Raw genomic sequence first — 18,088 nt, 5'->3', positions numbered from 1 at the left:
TCGTTCTATATATATAACAAAATGTTCTATTTAAATTACGAGATAATAAGAAAACAGGAGATATTAAGAGATAAAGAACGATTTATGTGCGTTATTAAGAAAAAACAGTCGATTTTAAGGTTTTTCAAAGGAAGATAGTTAGAATATACTCACAATATAAAGTTCGTTAAAAAGAACAAAAGTGTGAAGGTAGGTTACTAAATGAGTGAAATGAGGTGAATGAATTTGACATCTTATCCAAGCAGAAAAAAAAGAACAAGAAAACAAGAATTTAAAAGAAAAAAAAGCCACCTATTCATTCTTACCAATCTTTTTATTGTTTACGTTTTGTTAATAACTATAAGTTTTATAACCGCCGATACATATTCTTACTTTGTAGATACTACTAAATTTGCTGGCTCCATACAGACTATGGAAGATTTTTGTGAAGATAAAGATTATAAAAAAAATCATAGAGAGTTATGTCAAAAATGTAAGGATAACTCAGGGATAGGAAACGGAAGCGAACCATGTGATGAAGAGCAATTCGACAGAGGAGATGGAGATAATCCAGGCAATCAAAATGAATACTGTCCTGAGGGAAATTGCAATGACCATAATAACGGAAATGGTAGCGAGAAAAAAGAAGATAAAGAAAACCCAGATCCAAAAGATGATAAAGATAGTCCAACTAAAGAATCAACAGATGATCAAAAAATAGAGTCGACCGAAAATGAAAAAAATGCTGAAAATAAAGAGACGGTGAATAACAAGGATACAAAGGAGTTGGTGAAAGAAGAACAACCGGAAGAAAGTGATGAAGAACAACTAAATGAAAATGTTAGTAATGGTGACAGTGAAGAAACCCCTTCTGAAGAGAATGAGGAAAGTTTAGAAGTAAATCCATAACACAAATCAGGAGTGAAAAAGATGAAAATCGCTGTAAAGATTATTAGTAGTTTAATATCTTTTGTTCTAGTTCTATTATTGATTATCTCACTTTATATTATGGTCAGTTCAAGAATAACAGGAAGTCAACCATCTGTAATGGGCAATCAATTAATGCTAGTTTTGTCTGGGTCTATGGAGCCTAATATAAAAACAGGGTCTGTAGTGGGGGTTAAACCTCTTGATGACAAAGAAAAACTAACATTGAAAAAAGGAGATATTATTACCTTTTATTCCCCAATTAAGGCTAATACGATCGTAACTCATCGGATTAAGGAAATTAAGGGTCAAGGAAACCAAATTGAATATATTACACAAGGGGATAATAACAAAACTGAGGATCCTATAGCTGTGCCAGCTCAATCTCTTATAGGTAAATACGCTAATATCCATGTTCCTTATGCAGGTTATATACTTGGCTTTTTACAATCTAAAAAAGGAATTGCGTTAAGTTTGATTCTTCCAGGTTTGATCCTAATCATTTATAACTCTATATCACTTTGGAAGATTTTTAAACAATGGGATCCATCTAAAAAAGTAGCATCATCCACAAATAACTAATCAATTTAATTAATCAGTTTGGTTTTAAACTAGGGGGATAATCCTTCTAGATTAAATATAAAAATTACATACCCTTAAAGGGCAAGGAGGAAAAAGAAATGAGCATTAAGAAAAAAGCGGCTATGAGTATGGCTTCTGTTGCAATGGGAGCTATGGCAGTTATGGGGGGGACATTCGCATACTTTAGTGACACAACAGCATCTGCAAACTCTTTTACAAACGGTACAATTAACATTGCTCCAAATTCTACTTACCTTGAAAAGTTTGATATTAAGAACTTTAAACCGGGTGATACACTTACTGCTGTAGTTGATAACCAAGAACCTGCAATGATGTTGAATAACCAAGGATCCTTACCATTTGATATTTTCTTAAAGGTGGACGCACCTTCAAATACTTATGATGCCATGAAGGATGTTATTGTGTTCGAAAAGCTTTATTTAGGTAATGAAGCTGATGGTAACTTATTAGCAGAATATTTCCCAGGTGAAAGTGAAGTAACTTTAAGGGAAGTTCTAACAGTATTCGGTTCTGGGAATGCTGTGGTTAACGGAAACACTATATCTAATGTTGGAAAATACATTGGATACTTAGATGCTAATGATAATGTTGCGAGCACTATAGATCAGACAACTAAAGGTTTAAAATATGTTATCAAATTTAAAGATACTGGGGTAGAACAAAACGACTTGCAAGGGAAATCTACGGGCATAAACTTTAGTTTCACAGCTTTACAATATAATGGTGAAAATATTGATCAAGGTGCAGTTGATAACGGCTCAAATGGAAATTCTGGTGGCGGCACATTCCAACGTAATGATGAAATCAATGACAGAGGTAACAGTGGTAACTAATATGTTGAAAGGTGGGGATGAACATTCCCACCTTTTAATAAATGGTGGAGGAGCCTATGAAAAAGCTAAATCTTATCTTCACCCTTTTAGTTTTTAGTATTTTTGTATTCCTGCAAAATCCTTTGTATGAAACAAATGCTAATAAAATGGACCCTGTTGTTGATATCGACACCTTGCCAAAAAACTATTTCATTATGGTGGATAGACTGAAACCGGGGGACAGCATCACAAGCCAAATTAAGGTGATAAATAAGGGGACCTTAAATTTCAATTACAATTTTTTGTCAGAATATAGAAAAGGTTCAAAAGAATATTATGACTCTCTTTATCTCGAAATAAATGACAGAAACAACAACAATTTGTATTCTGGGAAATTAAGTGAATTTAAAGGTCTAAAAAATTCCAGGAATTTATTGATATTTACTAGTGAAATACTATCGGTTAAAGTCTTAGTCCCTCACGAATTAGGGAATGAGTTCCAGGGTTCTGCTGCGGAGGCTGAGATTATTTTTTATGCTGAGGGAATTACCAATACTCCCCCAAGCTGCGAGGAAGATCCGTCACAGGTAGGATGTGAGCAGCCACCAAGCTGCGAGGAAGATCCAAGCCAGCCGGGATGTGAGCAGCCGCCAAGCTGTGAAGAAGATCCAAACCAGCCGGGATGTGAGCAGCCGCCGAGCTGTGAAGAGGATCCTAGTCGAGCAGGATGTGAGCAGCCACCAAGCTGTGAGGAAGATCCAAGTCAGCCAGGATGTGAGCAGCCGCCAAGCTGTGAGGAAGATCCAAGCCAGCCGGGTTGTGAGCAGCCGCCAAGCTGTGAAGAAAATCCAAGTCAGCCAGGATGTGAACAGCCGCCGAGCTGTGAGGAGGATTCAACTCAACCGGGTTGTGAACAGCCACCTAATTGTGAGCAGAATCCGGACCAGGATGGGTGCGAACCGCCAGGTGAAAATCCAGAGGATCCTGAAGACACCGAAAAGCCTGGATCAGGAGAAAATCCAACTAAGCCTGATACTGGGAACCCGGATGTTAAAGATGTTGTTGTGATTCCTAAGGATGTTAACCGACTGCCGAATACGGCTACTAATAATTATAATTTACTTCTTGTTGGCGGAGTTTTATTGGGTGGTGGAAGCGTTCTGCTTTTACTCAACCGCAGAAGCCGCCGCCGCAATAACTGATTAAGGCCTGGAGTTATTTACTTCAAGGCCTTAATTAGTTTAGCTTGATTAACAAATGTAATGTAAACAGTTCCTTTTGTTTGGGAAAACTAAGAAAAAATGCTCTAGTTCTTTGAGGTGATTCCTTTGACATTACTCTTCTATTATTTAATAATCCTTAATCTATTTGACGCTGCGATAACTTGGATTGGCTTAAAGAATTCTTTTATCTCTGAATTGAATCCATTTATGCATGCTGTGTATGAAATAAATCCCTTTGTATTCATCCTCGTAAAAGTCACTCTTTCCATTTTTCTTTTATTGTTTGTTCTTTTTAAAATAGTCCCTCAGACTTCATTAATCAAGGGCATTATAATTTTTGCATCAACTGCTTATACTGCTGTTGTCTTCATGCATGTCTCCTGGCTTGTCCTCGTTTTTTAATGGCTTAAAGCTTGAAAAGTTCCACAAGTTTTCATTTATTTCATATTCAACAACGCTCTGACAGGCGTATAATTTTCTTATATTAAATAAGAAAGAAGGCGTATCACAGATGTTTCAAACCCTGAAGCGTGAACTATTGGCCGGGATTACGGTTTCGGTTGTTGCGCTGCCGCTTGCGTTGGCTTTTGGAATGCAGGCGACGGGTAATTCGGATGGGGCCATTATTGGATTGTATGGTGCCATAATCACTGGTTTTTTTGCGGCTTTGTTTGGCGGGACGAAGGGGCAGGTTACAGGGCCGACTGGGCCGATCACGATTATCTTTACTGGAATTGTGGCGACTCAGGGGCTGGAGTTTGCGTTTATTGCCGCGTTTATGGGGGGACTTTTTCAGATTGTATTTGGGCTGCTTAAAGCAGGCAATTATTTAAAATTCATTCCCTTACCTGTGGTCAGCGGTTTTATGAACGGGATTGCCATCATCATTATCATGGGACAGCTGCAGTACGTAACAGGCAGCTTTTTAGTCGTGCTGTTGACGATTGTCTTCATGCTGGTTGCGATGAAATGGATTAAGGTCATCCCGCCAAGTTTAATGGCGCTGATTTTAGGTACCGTGGCGGTGATCCTTCTGGAAAAGGTAGTTCCTGCCGTCCATTTTGCACTGCCTTTTATCAATGATTTCATTTTCTTTGACAGCGCGGAAAGGATAGGCGAGATACCAAAAGGTCTTCCGCAATTTTATCTGCCGATTGCTGACCTAAGTGTCATCATCCAACTGATTCCAGCCGCGTTAAGCATCGCGGTTCTTGGCTCAATTGACTCCTTGCTGACATCGGTTGTTATGGACAATATGACAGGTACAAAGCACAAGAGCAATAAAGAGTTAATTGGCCAGGGGATTGGTAACACCTTGGCTGGGGTATTTGGCGCGATGCCTGGTGCTGGGGCTACTGTCCGTTCGGTCGTGAACATAAGAAGCGGCGGGCAGACGGCTTTGTCGGCAATGGTCCACAGTGTTGCACTTCTGCTATTCATGCTCGTTTTCGGACCCTTGGCAGAAGAAATTCCACTCGCAGTCCTAGCAGGGATTTTGATAATGACGGGTATTACAATGTTCGATTATGACAGCTTGAAAATACTCAAGGATGAGCCTCGCACAGACGCAGCGGTCATGCTGGTGACGATGATTTTAACAGTAGCCATTGATCTTATGGTAGCGGTCGGCGTAGGTATTGTCATGAGCGCCCTGATTTTCATGAAGCGGATGAGTGAGGAAGGCTTCAAGATCAATAGTAAAACGGATAATGGTATAAAGGTATATAGCTTGGAAGGACCGCTTTACTTTGGGGCTACAGAGCTAATAACCAAGACAATCAGTTCGGATAGCAATCTTGATATAGTTATAGATATAGAAAAAGTAACGGTTGTTGATGCATCTGGTGCACTGCTTCTGCTGCAGCTTAAGGATCAGTTGAAAGAACGAGACCAAATTCTTTATCTTGTCGGAAACGATCTGGACCTTGGCGGCATTCTGCGAAAGATGAATATATTTCATGCATTTGGTGCAACGGGCCACTTTGAAACCCTCGATGAATTAATCACTTATTTAAAGTTTCATAACAAACTAGATCACGGTACCTGAGTTAAAACAGGGACCAATTATTCTTTTATAATATTGTTGCCAAAATTTTCTTTAACAGGTACAATATGAAAGTATTCAAGTAAGCTAAGGAGGCAGTCGAAATGATTGATCGTAACCAAGCAACTAAATCAATTTCATATGGTTTACCTTCGGCCTGCCTGTATTGTGTGTAGTAGCGCTTATTTTTGTCATGTTAAAATAATTGCGTAACCACGGACTGGGATGTCTGTGGTTTTTTTGTGCCTAAAAATCGAATGTATGTTCTTGGAGAGTGATATATATGATTACAGTTGAGAATTTGAAAAAGGAATATAAATTGGTGAAGCGCGACCCTGGTCTTAAGGGAGCAATCAAATCGCTTTTTAACCGGAAGTATGAGACGAAGCATGCGGTGAAAGGGATTGATTTTACCATAGAGCAGGGTGAGACGGTGGGCTATATCGGCGCGAATGGTGCGGGGAAATCGACGACGATCAAGATGCTGACTGGGATTCTGACACCGACTTCCGGAAAGGTGACGGTGAACGGGCTGGTGCCGTATGAAAACCGACAGAAGAACGCGGTCAATATCGGAGCGGTCTTTGGGCAGCGGACGCAGCTGTTCTGGGATATCCCGGTTCGTGAATCTTATAATCTGTTAAAACATATTTACGAGATTCCGGAGCAGGAGTATCAGGAAACAGTCGCAATGTTTACGGAGGTCTTGAATCTGGAGCCTTTGCTGGGTATTCCGGTCAGACAGCTTTCGCTTGGGCAAAAAATGCGCTGTGAATTGGCTGCGGCTTTTCTTCACAGGCCTAAAGTTGTTTACCTGGATGAGCCGACGATCGGTCTTGATATTGCCGTAAAAGTAAAAATCAGAAAGTTTATTAAAGAAATGAATCAGCGCTGGGGCACAACAGTGCTGCTGACTACACATGACATGCAGGACATCGAGGAAATCTGCGACCGGATCATCATTATCGATGGCGGTACGATTTTATATGATGGCGGGCTTGAGCAAATTAAAAAGCAATTTGGCCAGCAGCGGGTAATCCATTTTGAGCTGGCGGATAAGGAAAAGTTCGTACTGCCTGCGTCCCTCATCGGTCAGGCGGAAGTTTTACCGAATGAAGAAGAAACGAAGGTCAGCTTAGCGTTTGACCATGAGGCTGTTAAAAGCTCATTCGTCATTTCTGAAATGATGAGCATGTATGAAATTGGCGATTTGAATATCGCGGATCCTAAGATCGAGACGATCGTAGAGGAGCTGTACAACAAGCAGGAACAGGGGGGAGAGCATGGGAAAGTATTGGCAAATAGCTAAAGGGCGGATGCAGGAGAATACTGCCTATTCGGCCTGGTACTGGGCCGGGACCGTTTCTTCGGTGATGAAGCTGTTAATTATTTACTTCTTTTGGCAGGCGGTCTACGCCAACCAGACGACGATCGAAAACATTAATCTGGAAACGATGCTGACGTATATCGTGATTGCGATGCTGCTTCAGGGTTTTGTCGGCGGAGTCGGGAATGAGCTTGCCGAGAATATCAAGGAGGGGCAGGTTGCAATCGAGCTGATGCGTCCTTACGATATGATTTTTAAAATGTTTGCGGTTGATATTGGAGAGAAAATCATGTACTTGGTTCAGGGAACGATTCCGATGATTTTGGTAGCTTACTTCTTTATGGACCTTAGCTTCCCAAAATCACCCGAGACCATTTTGCTATTCATAGTGAGTGCGATGGTGGGAATCTGGATCGGTACGTTCTTCGATTTCCTCGTCGGTGTCCTCGCGTTCTGGACAGTCAATGTCTGGGGAGTAAGGGTTCTGAAGGAATCGCTGATCACCTTTTTCTCAGGGGCGCTAGTGCCAATTACGCTTTTCCCGGATTGGCTCAGAACGATCACTGAATTCCTGCCGTTTCAGGCGATGGTGTATCTGCCGGTCTCGATTTATTCCGGATTGATTAGCGGAACAGAAGTTTACATGGCACTAGGAGTCCAGTTGTTCTGGCTTATTTCATTATATGTTTTGGTAAGGGTAATCTGGTCGCAGGCGATCAAACAGATTACGATTTTTGGAGGTTAGGAGGCGATTCAATGCGTCGTTATACGAGATTATATTGGGAGTTTGCGAAGAGCCATATGAAGGTGATGATGGAGTACCGGATCGACTTTCTGATCGGTGTCGCCTCGGTTATGCTTGAGCAGTTTGCTTCGATCTTTTTTGTGAAAGTAGTGTTCGACCACATTGAGCAGATCAATGGCTGGTCGTTTTACGAGATATTGTTCATTTACGGAATTGCGGCAACGGGCCGTTCGATCCACCAGATTTTCTTTGATAATTTATGGACGCTTGGGTGGCAGTATATCCGTCCGGGAAAACTCGACCGTCTGCTGATCAGGCCGGTCAATCCGTTGTTCCATGTCGTTGCGGACCGTTTGCACCAGGACGGTTTTGGCCAGCTGATCATCGGGTTGATTATCCTGGGAACAGCGATTCCACAGCTTGACCTCGTTTGGGGAGCGACGGAGATCGCCATGCTTGTCATTATGATCATCTCATCCGGGCTGATTTTTGTAGCGATTAACTTGTTTTTTGCGACATTCAGCTTCTGGATGATCGACAGCCTGCCGATTGTCTGGGCTGTCTTCAACCTGAGTGATTTTGCGAGATACCCGCTGACAATCTATCACAAAGGAGTCCGCATGTTCCTGACATGGATCATTCCTTACGGATTCACAGCATTCTATCCGGCAGCCTATTTTATCGACAAGTCCGGATACAAGGAATTCGCTCTCTGGACCCCTGTTGCAGCGATTGTTTGCTGTGTCCTAGCCTATGCATTCTGGAATAGAGGCCTTAAAGCCTTCGCGAGTACGGGCAGTTAAGCTAAAAGCAACCCGTCGAATATAGGGAATTATCAGATAATACGTTCATTTTCGGATTGTCCAATAGGACTTCCGTCGGGTATGATGGAAATAAATAGGTTGATAGGGGGCTAGGATGTTGGAAAACAAGTCGGTCAGAGAAGTATGGCAGGAAATCGAAAGAGTCATGAAAGAAAGACCTGAGCCGATTCAAGGCATGAATACAGTCTATCAATATGACATCACTGGTGATGACACCGGGACATTCCAGTTGTTGATCACAAATGGAACTGCCAGGGTTGTTGAAGGAACAGAAGAAACACCAGATTGCACGCTGAAGCTGTCAGATAAAAACTTCAAGAAGATGATCATGGGCAAGCTCAATGGCACAGCCGCCTTCATGACAGGAAAGTTGAAAATCCAGGGCAGCATGGGGCTCGCACTCAAGCTAGAAGGAATACTTAACGAATACAACCTAAGCGAAACCGCATAAAAAAATGGATCAGGCATGTTAATCGCCTGGTCCATTTTTACATTCCATAAAAAATTCCTTTCCATTCATAAAAAATACTTATTAAAAATTCGTTGCATAATGAGACAAAATGTAACATGATGTGACACATCCTGATATAATAAGGCTATCAATGTTAGAGATTTAAGGAGATTCTGAATGGAACCATTCAAAAAAAATTCGGTTTTAGTGTATGAAGAAGTAAAAGCAGTGAAGTTCTTTTTGTGGACTTTTTATATCATATTAGTTCCTTATGACTTTATATATTATTACTTAATTCCGTACTTTACTAAGGAAGAGATTGGCTTACCTCTAGGAGGGTTAGGTTTTCTATATCATGTTTTCTTATTTGCGCTAATTCCTTTAGCAATATACTTAGTAAAAGTGGATCAACCTGAAAAAATAAAATATATTTACTTTATTGCTTTTACGTTCTTGGATTTTATTAATAATTTCTTAATTTATTGGGGAACAGATAAAGAGTTCAACAGCGGGCATATCTTAGAAATTTATTTTATATTATTTTCTCCTATTTTTGTCAGCAGTCGTTTTTTCTGGACCATGACGATAGGTATTTTTTTGAAATACCTTTCTACCGGTGTTATTTTTCAAACAACTGAAGTTTTAATTGCGATGGCATTAATTATTTTCATAGGTGTAATTGCTTGGATACTGCTCACTCGCTTCCAGTCATATGTCAAAGCAATTACCTCAATCTATGAAGATTTGAGACAAAAAGAAAAGTTGGCTGTCATTGGCCAAATGGCAACGGCAATTGCACATGAAATAAAAAACCCCTTATCTTCTTTGAAAGGTTTCACGCAACTACAGCAAGAGAAGGATAAGGGTGACGAACAATACTATCCTATCATGCTAAATGAAATCGATAGAATTAATGCAATTGTAAATGACCTGTTGATTCTCGGAAAACCTAATACCGGAGTTAAAACTCCTAAAAGACTTGTTGATATAATCCAGTATGTTATATCAGTTATTGATCCCCATGCCCAGAGGAAAGATATTCACATTGAATATGATGTGGATGATTCTGCTGTGCTCTTATGTGACGAAAATCAGATGAAGCAGGTATTTATCAATTTGATTAAAAATGCGATGGAAGCCATGCCTGATGGAGGGACAGTAACCATTGAGTCCAAAACTGATGGCGGTCGTCCTATAATATCAGTCAGAGATGAAGGGTGTGGTATCCCACCAGAGAAACTCGCTAAGTTAGGTGAACCTTTCTATACAACCAAGCAAAACGGAAATGGATTAGGATTGATGGTCACAAAAAAAATCGTAGAAGAGCATGAAGGTACATTAAATATTCAAAGTGAAATGGAAAAAGGAACAGTTGTGACTATATCGATACCATTTTTAAAATAAAACCATGCTCCGATAATGAAAAAATATCGAATAAATAAACCAAAAGGACTATTCTTGTAATAGTCCTTTTGGTTTATAATGAAGAAAAATGTCGAATGTTGCGATTTTTAAACTAGTTCAAATTAATCATTTTTTATTCATATTTTACTAAAACTATTAACTTATAAAGAATTTTGGCGATAGAAAGGTAAACAATGATTCGGTAATAGATAGAAAACGAGGTACTCCAATGCAAAATTCTTTTAAAGATCCATCCTTACACCATGAGGAAAAAAGGGCCATTAAGTGGTTTTTGGCCTTGTTTTATATTTCATTTATATCTTTTGATATATTTTATTTTTATTTTTATCCCAAGTTTGTATTGAATGAGCCAGTGGAGTTCTTTGGTAATTCTAGATACTACTATTACTGTATAGTGCTTTTATTATTACCATTTGTTTATTTATTGCTAAAAAAGGGACATCTTTTTATAATTAAATACTTTTTCTTTATAAGTTATACGTTCATAACAGTTATATACGATTCGATATCGTACTACGGTAGCGGCTTAGAATACAAAAGCGGAAATATAGTAGAAGTCATTTTAATATTATTTGCTCCAATTTTCGTAAACTCTCTTTTCTATTGGACGGTTGCCTTGGGAACTATATTCAAATATGTATTTGTTGGTGTTTTGCTAGAAACATCTGCCGTACTGTTCCCAATAGCATTGATTTTACTTCTCACAATAATTGGTTTTATTATTTTAAAACGTTTTCAGAGTTATATTGAAGCTATTAAGACTTCTTATGACAATCAACTTTCAGGGATTGTTAAGGGTGTAATCGCTACAATTGAACTTAAAGACCCATATACAAAGGGGCATAGCGAAAGAGTTGCATACTATGCGAAATCTCTTGCAATAGCTACTGGTAGGTATTCTAATGATGAATTACGTTCTTTTACATATGCGTGTTTGCTCCATGATATTGGGAAAGTGAATATTCCAGATTCCATACTAATGAAACCAGGGAAACTATCCAAGGAAGAATACGAAATTATTAAAACTCACCCAGTAGTAGGTGCTGATGCTATTACTAAAGTAAATGGTTTATGGGATAGTATAGCTATTATCAAGTCTCACCATGAAAGATGGGATGGTAAAGGATATCCCGAACAATTAAAAGGTAGAGATATACCTTACTTGGCAAGGATCGTTTCTATCGCAGATGCCTTTGATGCTATGACTTCATCACGCTCCTATAGATCAGCCATGCCGGTTGAAGAAGCATATAAAAGAATACTAGAAGGTAAAGGTTCACAATTTGATCCTGAGTTAGTCGAAATATTTAAAGAGGTTTTTCCTGAATGGATAACATTTCATGTAAGATATGAATGGCCAGAAGCCCTTCCTATTCAAAACAATATAAGTTGAAGGGAGGTGACAACATGAAAATCCGGAAGTTAAATAAAATCAAGACTACTTGCTGGTGGTGTGCATATTGGCCAGGTTGATTTTGGGAGGGGTGTTGCCAAATGGCCACACCCCTATATTTCTGAATAGGTGATTATATGAATCTTTCCTATGAATCAAAGGTTTCTCTTCGCCCTTTAACTATTCGAAAGGATAATAAACATTATATTGTAGAAGATGTAGTTACCACAGAGTTTTATGAAATGCCTAAAGTTTGTATTGATGCAATTGAACTGCTTAACCAAAGGATGCAACTTGATAATATAGAGAACGTATTGATATCTCAATATCCTGAAGAAGAAATAAATATGGTGGATTTCGTTGCCCAACTTCTTGAAATTGGTCTAGTTGACGAACTTGATGGAGAAAAGATCAATAGGGACTCAATGACAAAAGTGCATTCCATCTTCACCTGGCTCCCAGAATCCCTAGGCCGTTTCTTCTTCAATTCAATCAGTTCAAAGCTGTACGTCCTTTTGCTCGTGGCAAGTATAGGTTTGATCCTTTTTAAACCTGACTTATTCCCACGCTATTCGGACCTGTTTATGTTTGACCTGATGTTCCAAAATATCATCGCATTGCTGTTGATCTCTTTCTTTCTTGTCATCCTGCACGAATTCGGCCATGTGCTTGCGGTCCGTTCGGAAGGTTTGCCGGCAAAGTTAGAAGTGGGTAACCGTTTGTTTTTTGTTGTGCTGGAAACAGATATGTCCCAGGTGTGGAAATTGCCGGCTGAAAAGCGCAATAAGCTTTATCTTGCCGGGATGAATTTTGATCTTGCAGTATTGTTCCTGGCATTGGCAGCCCAGCTTTTTGCGAGTGATAATACCATAACTATGGGATTGCTGAAGCTGGTTGTACTGGACACGTTTATCCGTCTTATTTACCAAACTGCCGTATTTATGAAGACAGATCTTTACTATGTCATTGAAAACTTAACAGGTTGTTATAATTTAATGGAAAATGGGCGCAACTTTTTGGCGAAATGGCTGCCTTTTCTGAGGGTGCCAGAAACAGAGACCTTCGCCGGAGAAGAGAAGTTCGTTCGCAGATACGCCTATTTCTACCTTGCAGGCATTCTGCTCACACTCATCATCACCGCCTACTATTACATCCCGCAAATGATCTTCGCGGTGAACGAAATCATGCTTCCGGGATTCTTGGAACCAATCACCAGCATTCGTTTTTGGGATTCGGTTGTCTTTTTGCTGCAAATAGTGTTAGTTTTGGGTTTATTGCTATATTCATGGACAAAGAAATATCGTTATAGCAGTTAAAAAGACAGCCGGGTGGCTGTCTTTTAATTTTGGTTCAGTATGATTTAACGTAATCTATCAAAATTTCTTTATACTTTTCCAGCGACTCTAGCTCAATGTATTCGTCGTCTCCATGCCAGTTTGCTCCGCTTGGACCGAACTCGATTGCCGGGATTCCGTTTGCTGCAAAATACTGGGTGTCTGCTGCTCCGTGCTGGCCGAATATCACTGCTTCACCAGCAATATGTTTTTCCAAAACGGGTTTCAGCTGGGTGATGAATGGATTATCCTGTTTTGTTGCCACAGGGATCCCCTTCAAACCGACGGTAACTTTACCTTCTGATATCCCTTCGATTTGCTGCACGATCGAAGCGGGATCTTGTCCAGGAAGATAACGGATATCAAGGGACATGACACAATGATCTGGTACCTTATTAAAAACTTCGCCACCTGATATGATGGCAAGATTAACAGATGGTGATGGATAAAACTCTGAGCTTTCTTTTGTAAAAGGAAGTTCCTGCAGTTGTTCGTAAACTCGATACGCCTTGACAATCGCATTATCGCCTTCCCACGGCCGGCTGCCATGAGCGGATTTTCCGGTGACTTCGACTTCTAGCCTCAATACACCTTTTGCCTGCAGGGCTATCCCCAGCTGAGTTGGTTCAGAGGAGATGACAAAATCCCCGCGATAATCATTTTCTACAAGGTAGCCAGTACAATTCATCCCGCCGATCTCTTCGTCGGAAACAATCTGCAGCTGGATTTTCACCCCGATTTTTTGATTGCGCAACTCTTTCATCGCGACCATCATCGCAGCAACTCCAGCTTTCATATCAGCTGCGCCTCTAGCGTAGATTCGGCCATCCTTTTCAACGGGAACGAATTGCTCTTTTTTTCCGCTGACGACATCAACATGTCCGTTGAATACAATCGTTTTATCTCCCTCGCCAATCTCGCAGACTACCATTTTATATCCGTTATTTTCAATCAAACTCGGCTGCAATTCATGCTCAATAAGCCATTGTTTGCAAAACTCGACCGCCTGATTGGCACCTTCCTTCGTGGAGCTGTCAATCAGGATCAATTCTTTCAATAATTCCTTCATAGTCCAAACACTCCTTGAAAAGGTTCTACTTTACATTACCACTCTAGTATATTTTCAATCTCAATAATATATGGCAGAGCCTTATCAGGATATATTTATTTTAAATCATTCGAATGGGAATTTAGTTATAAGGGTGTGTATTTAAAATTGAGTGAATTAGACCTAAATGCAAGCGTTTTTATGACAAAATGTTTAGAAAAATCAGGTCTATCAGTCCATTTCCGATTTCGTGATTCCTACTATAATTAAACACGTATCTACCAATTTAATCATTAAGGAGATGGATTTCTTGAAGAAGCCTTTGCGCAAGATAGGAAAGACGGTTGTCGCAACAACAATGGCATTGTCTGTGTTAGCGGGCCCAGTTTCTTATAAATCATTTGCAGCTGGCAAGCCTGATCAAGCAGGGAAGCATGAAGTGCAGCTGCGTATTATGGGAACGACAGATATTCATACAAATTTATATAACTTCGATTACTACAAAGGAGTGGCGGTTCCTGACTTCGGCCTGGCTAAAACGGCTACTTTAATTAAAGAAGCAAGAGAAGAGGCTGCTGGAAAAAACAGCTTGTTATTCGATAATGGTGACCTGATCCAGGGAAATCCGCTAGGCGACTATAAAGCCAAGGTAGATGTACTTGAAGATGGGGAAATGCACCCTGTCTTTGAAGCTATGGAACTACTGGACTATGATGCTGCGACAGTTGGAAACCATGAGTTTAACTATGGACTGGACTACCTTGACGAAGTGCTGGATGACGCACCAATGCCATATGTAAATGCGAACGTCTACAAATATGATGGCGATGACAATCCTGACAATGATGAGAACTATTTTAAGCCTTATACTGTCTTTAATAAAAAGGTAACGGATGCAAACGGCAAAACCCAGGTGATTAAAATTGGGGTTGTCGGTGCGGTGACACCGCAAATCGTCCAGTGGGACAAAGCCAACCTTGATGGAAAAGTGATTACCAAAGATATTGTAAAATCGGTAGAATCCCAAATTCCTAAAATGAAAGAAGAGGGCGCTGATATTATCATTGCACTTGCACACTCTGGAATTGGCGACGAAAAAGTAGTTGAGATGGAAGAAAACGCTGCCTACGATCTGACAAAAGTCGAAGGAATCGATGCCATCATCTCCGGCCACAACCACCAGAACTTCCCTGGAAGCTTCACTGGATTGCCAGGCGTTGATGCTGAAAACGGCACAATCAATGGAGTTCCGGTCGTCATGCCAGGAAGCTGGGGAAATCAGCTTGGTGTCATGGACCTTACGATTGTAAAAGAAAAAGGCAAATGGAATGTGAAGAGTTCCAAGGCTCAATTAAGAGCTGTCTACGATAAAACGACTAAGACAGAGTTGGCGAAACCCGATGAGGAAATTTTAGATGCGGTAAAAGAAGATCATGAAGGCACGGTGGAGTATGTCAACCAGCCGGTAGGCAAAACGACTGCCGATATCAACAGTTACTTTGCTTTAGTCCAGGATGACCCATCTATCCAAATCGTTACGAATGCACAAAAATGGTATGCTGAGGAAAAAGTAAAAGGCACTGCAGATGAGAATCTGCCAATTCTTTCAGCAGGAGCTCCTTTTAAAGCAGGCGGACGCAATGGTTCAGAGTACTATACCTATATCCCTGAGGGAACAATTGCAATCAAGAACGTAGCAGACCTTTATCTGTATCCAAACACAGTGGCTACAATCAAGGTGACAGGTGCGGATGTTAAGGAATGGCTTGAAATGTCTGCAGGACAGTTCAACCAAATCAACGAAAATAAAACGGATGAACAAGAGTTAATCAACACTAGCTTCCCAACTTATAACTATGATGTCATCGATGGCGTAACTTACGAAATTGATGTTACCGAACCAGCAAAATATGATAAGGATGGAATTGAGATTAATTCTAATGCAAACCGGATTAAAAACCTCCAATATAATGGACAGCCAATCGATCTTGATCAGGAATTCCTTGTTGTAACGAATAACTATCGTGCAAACGGCACCTTCCCGGGTGTAAGGAATAAAACGGCAGTGGAAATGTATCCGGATGAAAATCGCCAGGTAATCATCGATTATATCAGTGAACTGGAAACAATTGACCCATCTGCTGATAACAACTGGAGCTTTGCAGGATTAGAAAAAGAGCTGAATGTAACATTTACTTCTTCACCTTCTGCACAAGAAGCGCTTCCGGAGACAGGTCTGATTAATTATGCTGGAAATGCTGCAGATGGTTTTGCAAAGTACCAGCTGCACCTGCCAATCGGCCTTCAGCTTTTGGGAATCAATGATTTCCATGGCCAGCTGGACACTTATAACTCAAAAATCAATGCAGGCGGTGTTGAATACCTTGCTGCATATTTGAAAGAACGCGAAGCTGAAAATCCTAATACATTGATGCTTCATGCAGGCGATGCTGTAGGAGCTAGCTCCCCGGTATCCGCTTTGCTTCAGGACGAGCCTACAATCAAAATTTTGAACGAGCTTGGTTTTGACGCAGGTACTGTCGGAAACCACGAGTTTGATGAAGGTGTAGAGGAAATGATGCGCTTGATCGATGGTGGAGCCCATCCGAAAACAGTGGACAAGTATGGTGTATTTGAAGGTGCCAACTTCCCTTATGTCGCGGCTAATGTTGTTGACAAAGTTACAGGTGAGAACATTTTAGAGCCATATACAGTAATCGACGTAAATGGAATACCAGTCGGTGTCATCGGTGTAGCTTTATCTGATACACCAAACATTGTCATTCCAAGTGCAGTTCAGGATGTGCAATTCACCGACGAAACTGAAGCGATCAACCTCTATACTGAGGAGTTAAAGGCGCAAGGTGTTGAAACAATTGTTGTTTTAGCGCATAACCCATCTTTTTCAAAAATGGATGGTTCTGACGCAGGTGAAGAGCTTGTTGAGATCGCTCGAAATGTGGATGATGAAGTAGATGTGTTATTAGGCGGACATAATCACGCTTACACTAACACAAAAGTTGACGGCAAAATTGTCGTTCAGTCCTATTCTTCTGGTACAGCTTTTTCAGATGTAGATTTATTGATCAACCCTGTAACGAAGGATGTCATGGTTGGCAAATCAGAAATCGTCACAACATACCGTGATCAAATTGAGCCGGATGCTGAAATCAAAGCCATGCTGGACACTTATGTAGCAGATGTTGCACCAATTCTGAATGAAGTGATCGGGACAGCATCAAACCGTATCAGCCGTGATACAAGTGCTTCTGGTGAATCTGCAATGGGTAACCTCGTGGCAGATGCAATGCGCTGGCAGACGGGCACTGACTTTGCCTTCATGAATTCAGGCGGAGTCCGTGCTGACATTGATGCAGGTGAAATCACGTGGAAAGAAGCTTTCACCGTTCAGCCATTCGGTAATGATCTTGTAAAAATGAATGTGACTGGTGAAGTCATCAAGACATTGCTAGAGCAGCAATGGGGCAGTAAAGTCCGTATCATGCCAATTTCAGGCTTGAAGGTAACTTACGATGATTCAAGAGCTGCCGGAGACCGTATTGTGTCGATAACGAAGAATGATGGAACACCAGTTGAAATGGATCAAACCTATTCAATCACAGTCAACAACTACATGGCTGGAGGCGGGGATGGATATGCAATCCTTGCGACGATTACTGACAAGACAATCGATGTAGTCGATTTGGATGCATTGGTCAACTATATCAAGGCTCACGGTGAAGTTAATCCGCAAATTGAGGGTCGTGTAACGAAATTAAATTAATAGTTTAGAAGGGGAGCGCAATATTTGCTCTCCTTTTTTTGCGTAAACCACTATTTTCCTGATAGTCCATTAGAATCAAATTTAGATACACGAAGAAAATTTCCCAATATAACGCTTTATTAAAATAGTTTTATTGACACTTCTTTTTGAGATGGAAACAGGATGATAG

Annotated in this window: 15 protein-coding genes; 14 read left to right on the top strand and 1 reads right to left on the bottom strand. The window is 40.5% G+C overall.

The window, feature by feature from the left end; translation table 11 throughout:
* The first annotated feature begins 225 nt into the window (after nt 1-225).
* The 13 genes from J7E37_RS07470 to J7E37_RS07415 all read left to right on the top strand — a co-directional run bounded on the left by J7E37_RS07470 (nt 226) and on the right by J7E37_RS07415 (nt 13,069).
* Entirely contained in the window at nt 226-888 is a 663-nt protein-coding gene (locus J7E37_RS07470) for a hypothetical protein (protein ID WP_215023310.1), read from the top strand.
* A 21-nt stretch (nt 889-909) separates the two neighbouring features.
* Complete coding sequence (locus tag J7E37_RS07465) at nt 910-1,488, top strand: signal peptidase I (protein WP_215023308.1); 579 nt, start codon at nt 910-912, stop codon at nt 1,486-1,488.
* Between the two features lie 98 nt (nt 1,489-1,586).
* Nucleotides 1,587-2,342 carry a TasA family protein gene (locus J7E37_RS07460; RefSeq protein ID WP_215023306.1) on the top strand — a complete coding sequence of 252 codons (756 nt, stop codon included), beginning with the start codon at nt 1,587-1,589 and terminating at the stop codon, nt 2,340-2,342.
* 56 nt (nt 2,343-2,398) lie between these two features.
* Entirely contained in the window at nt 2,399-3,523 is a 1,125-nt protein-coding gene (locus tag J7E37_RS07455) for an LPXTG cell wall anchor domain-containing protein (protein WP_215023304.1), read from the top strand.
* Nucleotides 3,524-3,640: 117 nt separating this feature from the next.
* Entirely contained in the window at nt 3,641-3,946 is a 306-nt protein-coding gene (locus J7E37_RS22450) for a DUF5658 family protein (protein ID WP_353049992.1), read from the top strand.
* 109 nt (nt 3,947-4,055) lie between these two features.
* Complete coding sequence (locus tag J7E37_RS07450) at nt 4,056-5,591, top strand: SulP family inorganic anion transporter (protein WP_215023302.1); 1,536 nt, start codon at nt 4,056-4,058, stop codon at nt 5,589-5,591.
* Nucleotides 5,592-5,871: 280 nt separating this feature from the next.
* A complete protein-coding gene (locus J7E37_RS07445; protein ID WP_215023300.1) occupies nt 5,872-6,897 on the top strand; it encodes an ABC transporter ATP-binding protein in 1,026 nt (341 codons plus the stop codon).
* Complete coding sequence (locus J7E37_RS07440; RefSeq protein ID WP_215023298.1) at nt 6,872-7,660, top strand: ABC transporter permease; 789 nt, start codon at nt 6,872-6,874, stop codon at nt 7,658-7,660. The genes J7E37_RS07445 and J7E37_RS07440 overlap by 26 nt, the downstream gene beginning before the upstream one ends.
* 11 nt (nt 7,661-7,671) lie before the next feature.
* Nucleotides 7,672-8,463 carry an ABC transporter permease gene (locus J7E37_RS07435; RefSeq protein WP_215023296.1) on the top strand — a complete coding sequence of 264 codons (792 nt, stop codon included), beginning with the start codon at nt 7,672-7,674 and terminating at the stop codon, nt 8,461-8,463.
* A gap of 118 nt (nt 8,464-8,581) precedes the next feature.
* Entirely contained in the window at nt 8,582-8,935 is a 354-nt protein-coding gene (locus J7E37_RS07430; protein WP_251009529.1) for an SCP2 sterol-binding domain-containing protein, read from the top strand.
* A 177-nt stretch (nt 8,936-9,112) separates the two neighbouring features.
* Nucleotides 9,113-10,339 (top strand): ATP-binding protein, encoded by a 1,227-nt coding sequence (locus J7E37_RS07425; RefSeq protein WP_215023292.1) that lies wholly within the window; start codon nt 9,113-9,115, stop codon nt 10,337-10,339.
* Between the two features lie 229 nt (nt 10,340-10,568).
* The gene (locus J7E37_RS07420; protein WP_215023290.1) at nt 10,569-11,753 is read left to right on the top strand and encodes an HD-GYP domain-containing protein; all 1,185 of its coding nucleotides are present in this window, start codon (nt 10,569-10,571) and stop codon (nt 11,751-11,753) included.
* Nucleotides 11,754-11,890: 137 nt separating this feature from the next.
* Complete coding sequence (locus J7E37_RS07415; RefSeq protein ID WP_215023288.1) at nt 11,891-13,069, top strand: hypothetical protein; 1,179 nt, start codon at nt 11,891-11,893, stop codon at nt 13,067-13,069.
* A gap of 34 nt (nt 13,070-13,103) precedes the next feature.
* Here J7E37_RS07415 and J7E37_RS07410 read toward each other — a convergent pair whose 3' ends face one another.
* Nucleotides 13,104-14,156, bottom strand: a complete 1,053-nt coding sequence (locus tag J7E37_RS07410; protein WP_215023287.1) for a M20 family metallopeptidase — start codon at nt 14,154-14,156, stop codon at nt 13,104-13,106.
* A 280-nt stretch (nt 14,157-14,436) separates the two neighbouring features.
* On the opposite strand from J7E37_RS07410, the gene J7E37_RS07405 reads away from it, so the two are divergent.
* A complete protein-coding gene (locus J7E37_RS07405) occupies nt 14,437-17,919 on the top strand; it encodes a bifunctional 2',3'-cyclic-nucleotide 2'-phosphodiesterase/3'-nucleotidase (protein WP_215023285.1) in 3,483 nt (1,160 codons plus the stop codon).
* Nucleotides 17,920-18,088 lie beyond the last annotated feature (169 nt).

Origin of the sequence: Bacillus sp. ISL-39 (assembly GCF_018613295.1) — a bacterium.
Lineage (GTDB): Bacteria > Bacillota > Bacilli > Bacillales > Cytobacillaceae > Mesobacillus.
This window is presented reverse-complemented; position numbering and strand designations above follow the sequence as displayed.

Bases quoted from the DNA above. Each gene is read 5' to 3' on its own strand.
- J7E37_RS07405 (WP_215023285.1), top strand. From the start codon at position 14,437: ATGGATTTCTTGAAGAAGCCTTTGCGCAAGATAGGAAAGACGGTTGTC.
- J7E37_RS07465 (WP_215023308.1), top strand. From the start codon at position 910: ATGAAAATCGCTGTAAAGATTATTAGTAGTTTAATATCTTTTGTTCTA.
- J7E37_RS07425 (WP_215023292.1), top strand. From the start codon at position 9,113: ATGGAACCATTCAAAAAAAATTCGGTTTTAGTGTATGAAGAAGTAAAA.
- J7E37_RS07450 (WP_215023302.1), top strand. From the start codon at position 4,056: ATGTTTCAAACCCTGAAGCGTGAACTATTGGCCGGGATTACGGTTTCG.
- J7E37_RS07435 (WP_215023296.1), top strand. From the start codon at position 7,672: ATGCGTCGTTATACGAGATTATATTGGGAGTTTGCGAAGAGCCATATG.
- J7E37_RS07410 (WP_215023287.1), bottom strand. From the start codon at position 14,156: ATGAAGGAATTATTGAAAGAATTGATCCTGATTGACAGCTCCACGAAG.
- J7E37_RS07445 (WP_215023300.1), top strand. From the start codon at position 5,872: ATGATTACAGTTGAGAATTTGAAAAAGGAATATAAATTGGTGAAGCGC.
- J7E37_RS07420 (WP_215023290.1), top strand. From the start codon at position 10,569: ATGCAAAATTCTTTTAAAGATCCATCCTTACACCATGAGGAAAAAAGG.
- J7E37_RS07455 (WP_215023304.1), top strand. From the start codon at position 2,399: ATGAAAAAGCTAAATCTTATCTTCACCCTTTTAGTTTTTAGTATTTTT.
- J7E37_RS07415 (WP_215023288.1), top strand. From the start codon at position 11,891: ATGAATCTTTCCTATGAATCAAAGGTTTCTCTTCGCCCTTTAACTATT.
- J7E37_RS07460 (WP_215023306.1), top strand. From the start codon at position 1,587: ATGAGCATTAAGAAAAAAGCGGCTATGAGTATGGCTTCTGTTGCAATG.
- J7E37_RS07440 (WP_215023298.1), top strand. From the start codon at position 6,872: ATGGGAAAGTATTGGCAAATAGCTAAAGGGCGGATGCAGGAGAATACT.